This is a genomic window from Amycolatopsis sp., assembly GCF_036008905.1.
Taxonomy (GTDB): Bacteria; Actinomycetota; Actinomycetes; order Mycobacteriales; family Pseudonocardiaceae; genus Amycolatopsis.
Genome location: NZ_DASYMU010000194.1, coordinates 37,397 through 53,510, shown reverse-complemented (window position 1 = coordinate 53,510; position 16,114 = coordinate 37,397). Strand labels below are relative to the sequence as shown.

The 16,114-nt window shown below is 66.9% G+C and carries 13 protein-coding genes; 5 read left to right on the top strand and 8 right to left on the bottom strand.

Going from position 1 to position 16,114, the window contains the following annotated elements:
- Positions 1-166: 166 nt before the first annotated feature.
- Positions 167-1,273: a S1 family peptidase gene (locus VGP60_RS32170; RefSeq protein WP_327551917.1), complete on the bottom strand. Its 1,107-nt coding sequence runs from the start codon at positions 1,271-1,273 to the stop codon at positions 167-169.
- A 466-nt stretch (positions 1,274-1,739) separates the two neighbouring features.
- On the opposite strand from VGP60_RS32170, the gene VGP60_RS32165 reads away from it, so the two are divergent.
- On the top strand, positions 1,740-4,640 hold the full coding sequence (locus tag VGP60_RS32165; RefSeq protein ID WP_327551921.1) for an ATP-binding protein: 2,901 nt from the start codon (positions 1,740-1,742) through the stop codon (positions 4,638-4,640).
- Between the two features lie 151 nt (positions 4,641-4,791).
- Here the strand turns inward: VGP60_RS32165 and VGP60_RS32160 are convergent, their stop codons facing one another.
- The 5 genes from VGP60_RS32160 to VGP60_RS32140 all read right to left on the bottom strand — a co-directional run bounded on the left by VGP60_RS32160 (position 4,792) and on the right by VGP60_RS32140 (position 9,952).
- The gene (locus tag VGP60_RS32160; RefSeq protein WP_327551916.1) at positions 4,792-6,021 is read right to left on the bottom strand and encodes a GGDEF domain-containing protein; all 1,230 of its coding nucleotides are present in this window, start codon (positions 6,019-6,021) and stop codon (positions 4,792-4,794) included.
- Between the two features lie 141 nt (positions 6,022-6,162).
- Complete coding sequence (locus VGP60_RS32155) at positions 6,163-7,095, bottom strand: hypothetical protein (RefSeq protein WP_327551915.1); 933 nt, start codon at positions 7,093-7,095, stop codon at positions 6,163-6,165.
- 58 nt (positions 7,096-7,153) lie between these two features.
- Positions 7,154-8,206, bottom strand: coding sequence for an ABC transporter substrate-binding protein (locus tag VGP60_RS32150; protein ID WP_327551914.1), 1,053 nt, complete (start codon positions 8,204-8,206; stop codon positions 7,154-7,156).
- An 8-nt stretch (positions 8,207-8,214) separates the two neighbouring features.
- On the bottom strand, positions 8,215-9,156 hold the full coding sequence (locus tag VGP60_RS32145) for an ABC transporter permease (protein WP_327551913.1): 942 nt from the start codon (positions 9,154-9,156) through the stop codon (positions 8,215-8,217).
- Complete coding sequence (locus tag VGP60_RS32140; RefSeq protein WP_327551912.1) at positions 9,146-9,952, bottom strand: ABC transporter ATP-binding protein; 807 nt, start codon at positions 9,950-9,952, stop codon at positions 9,146-9,148. The genes VGP60_RS32145 and VGP60_RS32140 overlap by 11 nt, the downstream gene beginning before the upstream one ends.
- Positions 9,953-10,217: 265 nt before the next feature.
- Here VGP60_RS32140 and VGP60_RS32135 point away from each other — a divergent pair, with 265 nt between their 5' ends.
- Together VGP60_RS32135 and VGP60_RS32130 are read left to right on the top strand one after the other, a co-directional pair.
- On the top strand, positions 10,218-11,801 hold the full coding sequence (locus VGP60_RS32135; RefSeq protein WP_327551920.1) for a sensor histidine kinase: 1,584 nt from the start codon (positions 10,218-10,220) through the stop codon (positions 11,799-11,801).
- The gene (locus tag VGP60_RS32130) at positions 11,798-12,454 is read left to right on the top strand and encodes a response regulator (protein ID WP_327551911.1); all 657 of its coding nucleotides are present in this window, start codon (positions 11,798-11,800) and stop codon (positions 12,452-12,454) included. Before VGP60_RS32135 ends, VGP60_RS32130 begins: the two co-directional genes overlap by 4 nt.
- Positions 12,455-12,626: 172 nt before the next feature.
- Here VGP60_RS32130 and VGP60_RS32125 read toward each other — a convergent pair whose 3' ends face one another.
- Together VGP60_RS32125 and VGP60_RS32120 are read right to left on the bottom strand one after the other, a co-directional pair.
- Entirely contained in the window at positions 12,627-13,262 is a 636-nt protein-coding gene (locus VGP60_RS32125; protein WP_327551910.1) for a hypothetical protein, read from the bottom strand.
- A 92-nt stretch (positions 13,263-13,354) separates the two neighbouring features.
- The gene (locus VGP60_RS32120) at positions 13,355-14,827 is read right to left on the bottom strand and encodes an AarF/ABC1/UbiB kinase family protein (protein WP_327551909.1); all 1,473 of its coding nucleotides are present in this window, start codon (positions 14,825-14,827) and stop codon (positions 13,355-13,357) included.
- Here VGP60_RS32120 and VGP60_RS32115 point away from each other — a divergent pair.
- The gene (locus VGP60_RS32115) at positions 14,815-15,492 is read left to right on the top strand and encodes a TetR/AcrR family transcriptional regulator (protein ID WP_327551908.1); all 678 of its coding nucleotides are present in this window, start codon (positions 14,815-14,817) and stop codon (positions 15,490-15,492) included. The two genes, VGP60_RS32120 and VGP60_RS32115, sit on opposite strands and share 13 nt — an antisense overlap.
- The gene (locus VGP60_RS32110) at positions 15,489-16,097 is read left to right on the top strand and encodes a TetR/AcrR family transcriptional regulator (protein WP_327551907.1); all 609 of its coding nucleotides are present in this window, start codon (positions 15,489-15,491) and stop codon (positions 16,095-16,097) included. Before VGP60_RS32115 ends, VGP60_RS32110 begins: the two co-directional genes overlap by 4 nt.
- Positions 16,098-16,114: the final 17 nt, after the last annotated feature.

Here is a 16,114-nt window from a genome sequence, read left to right as displayed (position 1 = left end):
CGGCAACACCACGGTGACGTACTTCTTCCCGATCGGCCCCGCGCTCTCGGCGACCGGTTCCACGTTGGTTCGCGGCTGATTTTTACTACTCAGTGAATGACGAAGGGCGGTTTGAGTGCCTCCAGAGCACTCAAGCCGCCCTTCGTCATTCACTGAGTAGTAAAAATCAGCCGCGAACCAACGTGGAACCGGTCGCCGAGAGCGCGGGGCCGATCGGGAAGAAGTACGTCACCGTGGTGTTGCCACCGGACAGCATTCCCTGTGCCTGGTTGCCCGCGATGATCGAACCGCCCGAGTCGCCGGCCGCCGACCGGATGTCGGTCGCCGTCATCCCGGTGACCGTGCCTTCGGCGTAGCGCACAGTCTGGTTCTTGGCACCGATCGTGCCGCAGGTCCAGCCGGTGGTCGAACCGGACTTGCAGGCCGACGCGCCGGTGGCCGCCGACGTCGAGCCGGTCACGCGGGTGTTGTTGTTGATCAAGCCACGCGGGACCCAGTTGGAGTTGACGTTGGCGCGCGCGTAGTCGCTACCCGGGAAACGCCAGGTACCGAAGGAGCCCATCGCGACCTGGTTGTACCCGGCGAGCGAGCCTCCGCCCGCCGCACAGTGCCCGGCGGTGAGGAAGCCGCCGTTCACCGAGAAGCCGACCGAGCAACGGCTACGGCCGCCGATGTAGTACGCGTCACCGCCGCGGACGTCGTACTGCAGCTGCGGGATTTCCGCGGATTCGACGACGCTGACCGAGGTCTTGTCGACGCCCGACTTCGTGAGGTAGCCCTCCGCGGCGGAGACCTGACCCGGGGCGACGGTGATGGTGACGCGGTTGCTCGCGGTGTCGACGCCCCAGCTGGTCACGGACTTCGGGGCGGCGGACTCACCGGCGTTCAGTTTGTCCACAGTGGAATCGAGCTGCTTGGTGCTGAAGCGCACCAGCTTGGCGTCGGCGCCGCTGGCCTGCACCTGGCCGAGCTTGGCGGCGTCGGTGACACCGACACTCAGCTTTCCGGTCGCGGCATCGAAGGTCGCCCCGCCGAATCCGTCGCCGAGCGCGGCGGTGAGTGACTGCTCAAGACCGGCCGCCGCGTTTTCGGTCGCCAGCCGCGAAACGGCCTGGTCATGGGTCAGTCCGAGGTCACGCTGCATGGCGGGCAGCATCTCGGCGTTCAGCGGAGTGAACTCCGGTGCGGCCGAAGCGGGGATCGATCCCGCAACGAGCGCCCCGGCGGATGCCGCAGCGACTACGGCGATTCCGAGGATCTTGTTGATCTTCATTCTGCTCCCTCGCGATCACGCACGGCACTTGTTGGCCGTACGACTGGCCTCCCCAACGGGTGACACTTCGCGAGACGGAGACTCGGCACAAGCCGGGGTGAACGGGATAGGTATACCCATTCTTCGCCGCCGGGTTGCACTGGTCCACCTGGCCGCAGGCCGTTGCTCTTCCTCGTCGCGGACAGTTCTTAAGTAGGGTTTCCGACAACTACTTTAAGTCACCAATACCTATACCTGCCCGAGTGAACCCGCCACAAACCGGGCAAAACCCTAAGATTTCGTACGGATGGTGATCTTTTACCCAACAAACGCCTGCGAACCGGTGACGGAACGTCTCCAGACGGTGGACCAGACCACTCATCGACGTCGTCGCAGACGGTTTACGACTGATCACCGACTGCCTAAGCTTCCCCGGCAAATAGGACGAGGCGGCCATGATGCCGCTCGGCCGCCGAGGAGCGCCATGATGTGGATGGCCAGCCAACGCCCGACATCCGTGTCGGTACGCACCAGCTCACCGACGCTTGTCGGACGGGAGATCGAACTGGGGACCATCGCCAAGGTGGTCGCCGAACGCCCTTCCGCCGTGTTCATCGGCGGTGAGGCCGGCATGGGCAAGACCAGACTGGTCGCCGAGCTCCTGCGGCGACCGGAACTCGATGGCGCGCGGGTCCTCGCCGGCGCGTGCCAGCCGTTACGCGAGCCGTTTCCCTACGGCCCGGTGCTCGAAGCGCTGCGCTCGATCGGCGACCAGCCGTTCACGAATCCGTTGAGCCCGGTGGCCGGCGTTCTGCGCCCGCTGCTGCCCGAAATCTCGGAACTCCTTCCCCCTCAACCGGAACCACTCGCGGACCCGGCGGCCGAACGACACCGTCTGTTCCGCGCGGTGCGGGAGATCCTCACCGCCTGTGGCCCCGCGATCCTCGTCGTCGACGACCTGCACTGGGCCGACGACGGCACCCGTGACCTGCTGCGGTTCATCGTCTCGGCGATCCCCCCGGACCTCGCCGTGGTGGTGGCGTACCGGGAATCCGGTGGCGCGCATCGCGGTCCGCTCGGCACATCGTTCCGCCCGGCGGAACACCTGCGCGCGGCACGGGTGTCGCTCGGCCCGCTCGACGTCGCGTCGATCCGGCAGCTCGCGACGAACGTGCTCTCGGTGCCGGTCAGCTACGAGTTCGCGGCGAAACTGCACGAGAACACCGCCGGAATCCCGTTCGTGGCCGAGGAAACCGTGCGGGCGCTGCGGGACGCGGCCGGTGCGCTGCCCGTCGGCGAGACACTGTCGGACCGCGTCCTGGAAAGCCTCGAAGTACCCGTGCTGTTACGGGAGGCGATGATCGAACGGCTGAGCTCACTGCCCGAGCCGTCGATCCGGCTCGCCAGGGCCGCCGCCGTACTCGGTGTCTCCGCCGAACCACAGATGATCGGCGCGCTGGCCGAACTCGAAGACGACGACCTCAGGACCGCTCTTCTGTCCACTTTGGAGGGTGGGGTGCTCGGCGAAGTCGGGCACGATCGGTATGGCTTCCGGCATCCGTTGGCGTGCAAAGCCGTCTACGACACAGTCAGCGGACCCGAGCGCGCGATGCTGCACGGCCGCGCGTTCACCGTACTGGCCGAGGCCCAGGCGCCGCCGTTGCTTCAGCTCGCCAAGCACGCGCGGGTCGCGGGCCGCATCGAGCAGTGGCAGCACTACGCCGAAGCGGCCGCTGACCAGGCGATCGCGCACGGCGAGACGTCCGCGGCCATCGACGTCCTGCAGTCCGTGCTGACCGGCGGAACGTTGGCGGAGAAGGACGTCGCCCGGCTGGCGACGAAGCTCAGCCAGATCGCGCTGCGCGGGTTCCACCGGGATGTGATCGCCACCCTGGAACGAGTGCTGGAAGAACTGCCGCTCGGCCCGGCCGCCCGCGGCACGATCCGGTTGAGTCTCGGCATGCTGCTGGTGCGAACCGTCGGACAGCTTTCGCGCGGCCGGGTCGAGGTCGAAAAGGCGATCGGCGAGCTCCTAGACCGGCCCGAACTGGCTGCCCGCGGGATCAACGTGCTCGCCATGCCGATCGACGGGCTGACCCCGCTGAGCTGGCACGAAGCCTGGATGCGGCGCGCCTCGGAGGTGTACGACCAGCTCGACGACCCCGAACTGCGCCTCGCGCTCACCGCCGACAAACTGTCCTCCCGCGCGCATATCGGCGACGGCGCGGCATGGGCCGATTTCGAAAGACTTCCCGACAGCACCACGACCGTCGCCGAACGCGTCCAGCTGGCGCGGCTGTGGTGCAACATGGCCGACGCGCAGTCCTGGGTCGGTCACCTCGGACGCGCGGATCAGCTGGTCACCGAAGGAATCCGACGGGCCGTCGACACCGGCGCGCTCTACGCGGCCGGGCTGGCGCAGGGCACGCGGCTGCGGCTGAACTGGGTCACCGGGAACTGGAGCGGACTCGTCGAAGCCGGGGAGACCTTGCGGGACAAGCACTCCGAACTCGGGCCGATCGTCATGGAGTCTTCGCTGGTGCTGGGCGCGCTGGCCGCCGTCCGCGGTGAATTCGCCGCCGCACAACGACATCTGGAGGCGACCAGTGTGCTCGCGCCGCAGCACGGCCCGATTCCCGTGGTGCTGGCTGCGGCGGGTGTGCTGATCCGGGTCCGCATGGCGACCGGTGACGCTGTCGGCGCGTGCGCGCTCGCCGAGACCGCGATGACGGCCGCGCGGATCAAGGGGGTCTGGGTGTGGGCGGCGGAGCTCGTGCCCGCGGCCGCGGAAACCTATACCCAGGCCGGACGCTGGGACGAAGCCGACGCCGTCGTCGAGGAATTCGCGCGCGGTATCGATGGCCTGGACGCGCCCGTGGCCGACGCGGCGCTCGTGCTGGGTCGCGCGATCCTGCTCGCGGCAAGGGGGAAGCACCAGGACGCGGCCGCGATGTTCGACGAAGCCAAGGCGCGGTACACGGAACTGCCGATGCCCTATCCCGCGACAGGCGCGCTAGAACGCGCCGCGCTGTGCCGTCTCGCCGCCGGGGAACGGTCCGGCATCGCCGAACTCACCAGCGCGGCGGAGGTCTACGAACGACTCGGCGCGACCCGCGATGCCGGACGATGCCGGCACCAACTGCGGGAAAACGGCGCTTGGGCACCTTCACAGCGTGGACGTCGTGGCTACGGCTCCGAGCTCTCGCCGCGGGAACGCGAGGTCGCCAGGATGCTCGCCGAAGGCCGTACCAATCGCGAGATCGCCGACGGCCTCTTCCTCTCGCCCCGAACCGTCGAGCAGCACGTCGCCAAGGTCCTGCGCAAGCTCGGCGTCCGCTCCCGCACCGAAATCGCGCGCCACCTGACCCCGGCCGCCACCATCCCCTAGCACTCCAAGTGCAGTTCGCGCGCACCTGAGTGCAGTCTGTGCACACTCAAGTGCGATCTGCGTCAGCTCAAGCTCGGTCCGTGGCGCGGTTTGCACTCGGCCGTACACAGACTGCACTCACGTGCGCGTGGATTGCACACGCGTGGGAGTGTCAGCTCACCGCGGCAATACTGACGACCTTGTTCCGCCCGGTGTTCTTGGCTTGGTACAGCGCGGTGTCCGCCGCGTACAGCAGCCGCTCCAGCACGGTGCCCGCGTCGGGATAAAGCGCCACCCCGATCGACGCCGAAAGCCCGGAGACCGCGGTGACCCCGTCGCGCGCGACGACGTCGACCTCCAGCCGCGCGATGGCCTGCCGGATGCGTTCGGCGATGACCAGCACTTCGTGTTCGTCGACGCCGAGCAGCAGCACCACGAATTCCTCGCCGCCGAACCGGCCGACGGCGTCGTACTCACGGACCTCACCGGTGATCGCGGTGGCCACCGCCTTCAGCACGACGTCGCCCGCGAGATGGCCGTAGATATCGTTGACCCCTTTGAAATGGTCGAGGTCGAGCATCAGCAGCCCGAACCCAGTCCGGTCCCGCGCCGCCGACGTGAGCGCGCGCTCGGTCTGGTCGTGCCACGCGCCCGCGTTGAGCACGCCCGTCTTCACGTCGATGCGCGCCGCGATCTCCAGCTGCCGGACGAGCACGCCCCGATGCAAGGTGAGCAACGGAAACAGCAGGAACGGGACGAGCACGGGAACGTAGGTCACGCCGAGCGCGGCGCAGACGCCGAGCACGAGCGTGGCGCCTTCCAGCGCGTTGCCCTCGCGGCCGCCGACCAGCCTGCGGATCGACAGCCGACCGGCGTGCAGGTACACCGCCAACGCCACGAGCAGCACGTTCACCAGGGTGAACACCAACGCAGTCTCGACGATCACGAGCGAACCGCGGATTCCGGCGCGCACCGCCCCTTCGATCCCGCCCGGCCCGATGACCGCCGATCCCGCGACACAGGCCAGCACGATCGCCGAGCCGCCGTACGCGATCCGGTAGGTCGGCCTGCCGGGCAGCGTCCGCCACACCCGGATCCACAGGTGCAGGTACACCGCGATGGCGAGCGACGCGGCGAGACTGGCAGGCAGCAGCAGGACACCGGCGAAGGTCCACACGGTGGCCAGGTTGATATGCGGAGCTTTCGCGCACGCGCAGCGGATGCGCTCGACGGTGCGCGAAAGCTCGGCTTGGAGCACCGCCACCACGAGCAGGCCCGCGAACTGGGCGAGCTCGGTCGCGGTGACGGTCGAGGTGATCCAGGCGAACGCTGTCAAACCCAAGGCGAGCGTCTCCAGTCCGGCGAAGGCCGGGAGGACAACGCGTGGTGCCGACAGAATCATGGTGACTCCCCCTTCTCCATGACCCGCCTAAGGGTATCCAGTCAACCACCCAGAGTGGCATGATCGGTCACCCAGCCACACAGATGGACGAACAAGTCAACCCGAAAGGTCAGCCTGACGGCCCTTCACCCACCCACGCCATCAGGGAATGGCGATGCTGGAGATGGTGAACGGCAACTCCGGCGGCAACCCGGCACCGCGTTTGTCGAACTGGCTGTTGACGGCGAGCATGCGGCCGTCGAGGACGTCGATCGTGGTGGGATAGCGGAACGTCGCGTCGCCGGTCCGCGAAAGCACCTTCGCGCTCGTGTAATCCTCGGAGAACCGCAGCTTGGCGATCACGCCGAACCTGTTCTGCGCCGCCCACAGCGTGCGGCCCTTGAGGTAGAGCCCGTCCGCGGCGACGATCGTCTCGGTGCCGAGGTCGACCTGCACGACCTTCTTCGTCCAGGTGTCGATACGCCACAACGTTCCTTGCGGCGAGTGCACCACGATCAGGTACCGCGCGCCGGGGGTCGCGACGATGCCGTTGAGGTTGACCGCGCCCGGGGTGTAGACGATCGGCGTGGTGGTCAGGTCCAGCCAGGGCTCGGCCTCACGGACACCCAGTTGCACGCGCCACAGCACCGGGTCCCACGAGTCCGTCACGAAGGTGCCGCGAGACGTGACCACGAGGTCGTTCGGGAAACCCGTGGCGGGCAAGGCCCATTTCTGGATCAGCCGCGCGTGCTTGGTGTCGTACAGGTAGGTGGCACCGCCCTGCCCGGCCGCGATCCAGACGCCGTGCCCGTCGACCTTGACGCCGTTGCCGCGGACCCGGCCGTCGGTACCCGGCGCGAGGAACTGTTCCGAACGCCCGTTTCTCGGGTTGACGCGGACGATCGCGCCCGTCGCCTGACTGCTGACGTACACCCAGCCGGTCCGCTGATCGGCGCCGATGCCTTCGGGGAACAGCGTCGGCTCCGGTAATGCGTACACTTTGGACGGTGCCTGGCCCGCCGTCGCGATCGACGGCAAAGCCAGGCTTCCCACAGCGACACCAGTGGCAACGAAGAACGCCCTACGGTCCATCATCTTGATCCTCCAAGCGAGCGGGGAAACCCAACCTAGCGGACAAAGCGGACCAAGCCCATCAGTCTGTCGGTACCTTCGCGGCATCCACGAACTGGGTCGTGTACGTCTTCGAAAGATCGATCTTGTCCTTACGCGGCTTGACGTTGCTCGACGACTCACCCAGCACGTTCAGCGCGTTCTGCGCCCCGGCCGGGTCCATCCGGCCATCGCTGGTGAACATCGGCAGGCTGTCCTTCAACGACTTGACGTAGAGCGCGTTGTCCCCGCCGGCGAACGACGGCGGCATCTTCGCCGCGACCTCCTCGGCACTGTGCTTGTCGAGCCATTGCAGTGTTTCGACGAAGGCGTTGGCCAGCTTCTGCACGACCTCCGGGTAGCGCTGCACGATTTCGCAACCCATGTACAGCGAGCTCGCCGGGTACAGCCCGCCGAGCGCCGCGCGGGTGCCCTCCTCGGTGCGCATGTCGTAGAGGATCTTGGCCTTGCCGGTGTTCGTCAGCTGCGCGATGGTCGGGTCGGTGGTCATCCCGGCGTCGATCGAGCCCTGGTCGAGCGCGGAGATGAACGTCTGCCCCGCCCCGACTTTGACCGGCGCGTACTGCTTCGAGCTGACGCCACCGCGGCTCGCGAGCGCCTTGGTCAGGAAGTCGGTCGACGACCCGAGTGAGGTGATGCCGAGGTTGCGCCCCTTGAAGTCCGCGCCACTACGAATTTCACCCGCCTTGGCCGTCGACACCATTTCGGCTTCACCGGGCACGTTCGCGAACTGCACCACGCTGGTGATGCACTGTTCCTTCGACTGCAGGTCGATGGTGTGGTCGTAGAACCCGACCACCGCCTGCACCTCCCCGGCCAGCAGCGAAGTCTCCGCATTGGCACCGGAGGGCTGGTCGAACAGTTCGACGTCGAGCCCCTGCCGCTGGTAGGCACCCAGCTGCTGAGCCAATTGCCCCGGCAGGTAGATCACCTTCGACAGGCCGCCGATCATGATCTTGATATGCGGGCTGCCCGACGCGCCGAAGTCCACTGTCCGCGAATCACGGCAGGCGACCGTTCCGGTGAGGGTCAGCAGGAGCGCGACCGCGATCCCGGCTGTCTTCTTGAGTTTCATGACAGACCTCAGATCCCGCTCGCCGCGGCGGAGCTCGCTGACGGCGGACGCCACTTGAGCAGTTTGTTCTCCAAGCCACCGATGCCCCACTCCGCGAACAACGCGACGATGGTGATGATCAGCATCCCGGCATAGACCCCAGCGGTGTCAAAGGTTCCCTGGGCGTTCGCGATGAGGAACCCGAGCCCGGCCTTCGCCCCGGTGTACTCACCGACCACCGCGCCGATCAGCGCGAAGCCGAACGCCACGTGCAGCGACGACAGGATCCACGAAGTCGCGCTGGGCAACACGATCGACTTGAGCACCTGCCAGCGGCTCGCACCGAGGATGCGGGCGTTGTCGATCAGGTTGCGGTCGACCTCCCTGGCACCGGTGAAGGCGTTGAAGAACACCGCGAAGAACACGAGCACGACCACGGTCGCGACCTTCGACGACAGCCCGAGGCCGAACCAGATGACGAACAACGCGGCCAGCACGATCCGTGGCAAGGCGTTGGCGGCCTTGATGAACGGCGCGAGCACGTCCGCGAGATACGCGCTGCGGCCGAGGATCACGCCGAGGACGACACCGGCCACCGCGCCGATCGCGAACCCGATCACCGCTTCCTCGACGGTGATCAGGACCTGGTACCAAATCGAGCCGAAGTCCGTGCCGTCGGAGAACCATTCGACGAGCCGCTGCCAGATCCGCGACGGCTTCGAGTAGAAGAACGGGTCGATCCAGTAGGTGGCGGTGAGCTCCCAGCTACCCAGCCAGGCGACCAGGATGCCGATCCTCAACAGCCAGATGTTCCGGCGCCGCTTCGACTGGTGTTTGCGCTGGCGGGCCAGGATGTCCTGCTCGCTCTCGAACACCGGCACGGTCGTCGCGGGTGCTTGGGGAGTGTTTCCGCGACGCGAAGCGTCTCCGTTGAGGGCGGTGGTGGGCGAAGGGCTGGCATCATGCGACATTGCTGGCACCCTTCTCGCGAGCCTTGTCGACCTCGCTGCGCAGTGACTCCCAGATTTCCCGGTAGATCAGGCGGAATTCCTCGGTCAGGCGAAGATCCTCGACGGCACGCGGCCGCTCCAGCGGGATCTCGAAGACGTCCTTGACCGTGGCGGGACTGGACGTCAGCACGACGACCTTGTCGGCGAGCGCGATGGCTTCGTCGAGGTCGTGCGTCACGAAGATGACCGCGGCACCGGAACCGGACCACAGGCGCAGCAGCTCGTCCTGCATCAACGCGCGGGTCTGCACGTCGAGCGCGGAGAACGGCTCGTCCATCAGCAGGATCTTGGGGTTCGTGACCAGCGTCTGCGCCAGCGCGACCCGCTTGCGCATCCCGCCGGACAGCTGATGCGGGTAGTACTTCTCGAAGCCGCCGAGACCGACCCGCTCGATCCAGTCGATGGCCTGCGCCCGGGATTCAGCCTTGTCGACACCGCGGAACCGCGGGCCGGACGCGACGTTGTCCAGCACCGAACGCCACGGCATCACCGCGTCGGTCTGGAACATGTAGCCGACACCGTCCGGAATGGACCGGACGTCCTCGCCGTTCACCAGCACCCGGCCGGCCGACGCGGGCTGCAAGCCGGAAACCAGGGACAGGGTCGTCGACTTGCCGCAGCCGGTGGGGCCGACGACCGCGACGAACTCGCCCGGCTGGACGGTCATGCTCAGGTCGCGGACCGCGGTATGCACCGACCCGCTGCCGCTGGGGAAACGCTTGCTGGCTCCGATGAGCTCGATAAGTGGTGGGGCCATCGTGGCCGACTCCTTTGTCAGGACCGCGGGCGCGAAGCGCCTCCGTTGAGGGTGGTGGTGGGCGACGGTGTGGGGCTGCTGTGCCGCCGATCACCGGGACGTTAGGTCGGGATCAAGTGAGGGTGAAGCTTGTCCGCGTTCTGCGTGCGCAGCGCGCGTTCTCCGCGTTTTGCTCATTTAGCGCACCGGTTCAACGACACCGGGCGCAACCCCGTGACCTGGGAGTACGGTCAGCGACATGGCGGAGAAAGGGCTCTTCCGTGGGATGCGGTTCAGCCGTCAGGTCCTGCTGCTGCAGATCGGCGTGGTCGTCCTGGTGCTCGGGCTCGGCGTCGCGCTGGTGACCTGGCTGCTCCAAAGCACGCTCACCGACCAGTACGGGCAGCGGTCACTGGCCATCGCCCGCTCGGTGGCCGTCGACCCGGTGGTCATCGCCGAAGTCGCCGCGAAGCATCCCGGCGGGGAGCTCGAGCGCCGCGCGCTCGACATCACGCAGCGGACCGACGCGTTGTTCGTGGTGATCACCGACGACATCGGCATCCGGCTCGCCCATCCGGACGCCGACCAAATCGGCAAGAAGGTCAGCACCTCTGCGGAAGAAGTGCTCGCGGGCCACGACGTGATCAGCGCGGTCGAGGAAGGCACTCGCGGGCAGTCCGTGCGCAGCAAGACGCCGATCAGGGCCGCGGACAACCGGGTTCTCGGCGAAGTGAGCGTCGGGTACGACATCACCGAACCCGCCGCCGACCTCAAGCGATTGCTGCTGATCACCGGCGGTTTCGCGGTCGGCGCGCTGCTGCTCGGCGCCGGGGCGTCCGCATTGCTCAACCGCCGGCTGCGCCGCGTCACGCACGGCCTGGAACCCCATGAGCTGACCGAACTGCTCTACGAACGCGAAGCCGTCCTGCACGGAATCGGCGAAGGGGTGCTCGCCGTCGACTCCGCGAACCGCGTGTCGGTCCGCAACGACGAAGCCGAACGCCTGCTGGACACCGAACTCCCGGTCGGCGCCCCACTGTCCGAATTGGACCTTTCGCCACGGCTGCGCAAGGCCGTCGAAGAAGGACAGCCCGTCGACAACCTGCTCGCCGTCGCCGGAAACCGGGTACTGGTCATCAACTCGCGCCCGGTCCTGCGCGACGACCGGCCCATCGGGACCGTGCTGACCTTCCGCGACCGCACCGACCTCGACACGCTGACCAGGGAACTCGACGGTATCCGCGTGCTCTCCGACGGACTGCGCGCGCAGCGCCACGAGTTCTCCAACCGGCTGCACACCCTCTCCGGCCTGCTCCAGCTCGGGCACAACGGCGAGGCCGTCGAGTACGTGCAGACGCTCACCGAGACGTCGTCGACGCGCCCGATCGCCGTCGCCGACGCGGTCTCGGACCCGTACCTCCAGGCGCTGCTGGTGGCGAAAACCGAGCAGGCACAAGAAAAAGGCATGATCCTTCGGGTTTCCGACGACTCCTGGGTGCCGACCCCGGTGACCGACCCGATCGCCGTCAACACCGTCGTCGGCAACCTCGTCGACAACGCGCTGCACGCAGCCCGCATGGGCCCGCGCCGGCCCGCGGCCGTCGAGATCGCGTTGCTCGCGGACGGCGACACCCTGCATGTGTCCGTTGTGGACAGTGGACCCGGAGTCGCCGCGGAACTCCGGGAAACGCTGTTCGACGAAGGTGTTTCCACCAAGCTCACCCCCGGTCACGGCCTCGGCCTCGCGTTGGCGAGACAAGCGGCGCGAGCCCGCGGCGGTGATGTCTGGCTGGCCGACCCCGGCGGGCAGGAGAACGGCGCATTGTTCGTCGCCGCGCTGCCTGAAATACTGCGAAAGGAAAAGCCGTGATCCGCACCCTCATCGTGGACGACGACTTCCGGGTCGCCGGCGTCCACGCGGGATTCGTCGAAGAGATCCCGGGATTCGCCGTTGTCGGCACCGCGCATACCGCGGCCGAAGCGCGGGCGCGAGTGCGTGAACTGTCACCGGATCTGATCCTGCTCGACGTCTACCTGCCCGACGAGTCCGGTCTCGCGGTACTGCCGGAATTGCAGACCGACACCATTGTTCTGTCCGCGGCAACCGATGCCAAATCGATCCGGACGGCTCTTCGCGCGGGCGCGCTGAACTACCTGATCAAACCGTTCACCACCCGGCAGCTCTCCGAGCGGCTGCTCAGTTACGCGCGCTACCGGAACCTGCTCAACGACGAACGCGGCCTCGGCCAGGAAGACGTCGACCGCGCTTTCCGCACCCTGCACGAACAGGACCGGACGATCACGCCGAAAGGCCAGTCGACGGCGACTTCACGGCTGGTCTCCGATCAGCTTAAGGCCGCCGCGCGACCGCTGTCCGCCGCGGAGATCGCCGGGGAACTCGGCATGGCCCGCGCCACCGCGCAGCGCTACCTGACGGCGCTGGCCGAATCCGGCGCGATCGAAATGCGGCTGCGATACGGCGCGACGGGCCGCCCGGAGCACGAATACTCATGGCACGGATAAGCCTTGTTTGCCCGCCTGATGAACCCGCGACGCGATCGCGTCGCCAGGGCGCTCCTTGCCGAGTCAGCTCACGTTTTGCTGATCGGCGACCTGCCGCCGAGATAGCGTGCCTTCGGCCAAAGCGGGTTCGTGCACGACATTTGTGGAGCGCGGCGCGGCTCTGGTGCCAACCTTAGCGGCCGGACATCATCTCGAAGAACGGTTTGACGAAGTCCCCGACCTGCTTGCCGATGTCCTTGGTTGGCTGGGTCTTGGGCGTCTGCTCGGGAAGGTCCACCCGCGGCTCCGGCGAAGACCGCACGACAGGCCGCTGAGCCTTCGTGGACGGCACGGCCTTGTGCTGCGACTGGGCGGCGGCCGGCACCTTGGCCGGGACCTCGATGACCTCTGTCGCCGGCGTGACGGGCGGAGCGGCCGGCGGCGGGACAGCGGGCTGCTCGGCGACGTTCTGGCGGACGTCGACCGGCAGGGCCGTCTCCGAGCTGTCCTGGTTCGCCAGCGTGCCACCGGCGAGCCAGCCGATGGCCAGCAGCGTGACCCCGGCGGCCGCGCCGACCCAGGCCTTCGCCCGGCGGTGGATGACGACCGACCGCGGCCGAAGGTCCATGTCCTTCGGCTGCGGCTCGGCGACCCCTGGCTCGGCGACCATCGCAGCGGCGGGCGGCTCGACGTCGGTCTCGAACTCGGTCCGGCGGCGCTGGGGCAGGCTGGCGGCGATGATTCCCGTCCGGTCGAGCAGCTCGACGGCTGTCCCGACCCTCGGCGAGGGGCGAGCCGTCGTGCTGCGCACAGCGGTACGGACCATCATGAAACCTCCGGTATCGGCACCACGGACGTCTGCATTCTGGTCCCTTTCACCCAGGAAAGTCGAAAATTGACTCCATCGAGTGACGGGCGACGCTAAGCCGTTCCGTTTCGCCAGGCGGCTTCTTCAAGCCCCAACTCGGTGACCGGCGGTTCGTCGTAGAGCCATTCCCGCCCGATACGATGCCAGTTCGCCTGCGCGTGCAGCTGCCCAAGCAGACCGAACGTGTAGAGCTCCGCGCGTCGCGTGAAAACGTGTTCCGGCGGCAGGTGCTGCCAGCGCAGCTTCCGGAAATGCTTGGAGCGCGGGTCGACCGAGTCGATGAGAACGTCCGTCGCCATCTCAGGTGTGGCATGCACCACACCGTCGATCAGATACCAGCCGACGGCGTCACGGACGAACTCGAGCATGTCGTCGGCCGGGATCAGGTCCGGCTCCGGGAACACGCCCAAACCGTTGAGCAAGCGGTGCAGATCCTCCGCCCGCCCTTCGCTCGCGGCACGCAAGCACGCCAATTCGGTTTCGATACTTTCGGTCGACATCCGCTTGAACAGCCCGAAATCGATGAACGCGACCTTGCCGTCGGGGCGCAGCAACAGGTTCCCCGGATGCGGGTCACCGGGGAACTCGTGATTCCGGAAGATGGAGCCACAATAGAACCGGTAGGCGATCTCACCGACCCGATCGCGGACCTCCTGCGACTGCTCGACGATGTCGTCGAAGACAAGCCCGTCGACGAATTCCGTGACCAGTACGTGTTCCCCGCAGAATTCCAGGACACTGTCCGGAACCACGATGAACGGGTGCCCTCGGAATTGGCCGGCAACTTCGTGCTGGGTCTGGGCTTCGCGCCGGTAATCCAGTTCTTCTTCGATCCGGGTCCGGATCTCCTCGCCCAGTTGAACCATGTCCAAACCAGGTCGGAAGCGTTGCGAGAAGCGGAGGAAAAGCGCCATGTTCTTCAGATCGGCGCGCACGGCCGTGCCGATCCCGGGGTACTGCACCTTGACCGCGACCGCGCGACCGTCGTGCAACCGCGCCCGATAAACCTGCCCGATCGACGCGGAAGCGACCGGCTTCTCGTCAAATTCGGCGAACACCACGTCAATTCCCGCGCCCAGATCCTTCTCGAGGACCGCGCGCATTTGCCCGAAGGACACCACCGGTGCCCGATCGCGCAGAACGGCCAGTTTTCGCTGGAAGTCGGCGCGCGCGGATTCGGGGATGATGCCGAGATCGATGACCGACATCATCTGACCCAGCTTCATCGCCGCGCCCTTCATGCTGCCGAGGACCGACACGATCTGGTCCGCGGCCTCGAGGGAGCGCCGTTCGAGCACGCGCGCGCGGGCTTCTTCGGAACGACCGAAGGTGCTGGCCTTCGTTCCGACCTGACGAGCCGCCTGACCTGCCACGAAGGCGCCGAGCTTGCTTGTCCGGGCAATCCTGGAGGTCGGAATCTCGCTCGACATAGGGCCCGCCCTTTCAGCCGATTGGCAATGTAGCAGTGAATGGGGGATACACAAGAGGTTCGATACCGTAGGCTCCCTCCCCGATGGAATCCGCACCCCCCACCGGATCGGCGAAGCCACGCGCCCGCCGCGGTCGCCCACCTGAGCCAGGACTCGCGCAACGACGCCGTCTTCAGCTCATCGAATCCGCCTGCGCGGTTTTCACCGAGCGCGGTTATGAAGCGGCCAGCATCTCCGACGTCGCCAAACACGCCGGCGTCGGCCAAGGAACGGTGTACCGCTACTTCGAAAGCAAGCGGACCCTGCTCGACCACGTCCTCGATCACAGCGTCGAACGGATGCTGGAAGCTGTCCGCAATGGAGCCACCCGGGCCCGCGCGGAGTCTCTCGAGGAGTTCATCGAGCAGGTCCGGGCGATCGCTGAGCGACTGTTCACGCTAACCCAGGAAGAGCCTGAGCTGCTGAAGCTCGTCCTCGTCGAGGCGAGCGCGATCGACGAAGAGCTCAAGGCAAGGTTGCTGGGACTGGAAAACACACTGAGCGCGATGATGGCGTCCTATTTGAACCATGGCGTGCGCGCCGGCTGGCTACGCGAGGATCTGGACACGGAAATGGTCGCCCACGGGATGAACGCGATGATCGTGCCCGGTTTCCTGCTCGCCCTGCGCGGGGAAGCCACGCCCGAACGACGGGCCCGCTATGTCGACGTACTGGTGTCGTTCGTGGTCTTCGGCGTGCGGGGCCCGGGAGCGGCCAGATGACCGACAGAATCGCCACCCGGAAACGGGAACTTGTCGAAGCGGCGTATAAAGTGTTCTGCACCAAGGGTTACCGGACGTCCGGCGTCGCCGATATCGTCCGGGAGACCGGCGTCAGCCATGGCACGTTCTACAACTACTACGACAGCAAGCGGCACATCCTCGACGACGTCCTCGACTACGCCGTCGAGTCGATCATCGAGGGGGTGGTGGGTGAGGACCAGCCCAACGAAGCGACTTCGCTGGACGAACTCGCCGGCCAGTTCCGCGTGATGCTGGACAGGTTGCTGACCCTGGTCGAGGGAAAGCCCGGGCTGGTGCAGTTCACCATGCTCGACACCCCGGCGATCGACGACGAACTGGTCCAGCGCCTGCTGACGCTGATCTCGTCGTTCGGCGTGCTCACCACGGCGTATCTCGACAACGGTGTGCGCCGCGGCTTCCTGCCCGCCGATCTGGACACGAAAATCGCCGGGCAAGGCTTGCTGTCACTGATGATGTACTCGGTCGTCCCGACGCTGCGAGGTCCGCTCGTCGAGCCGGAACGGACCCGGCATATCGACGCGCTCGTCGGTTTCGCTTTCAACGGCATGGCCGCGCGGAGCTGACCAAGCTTTTCCTGTGG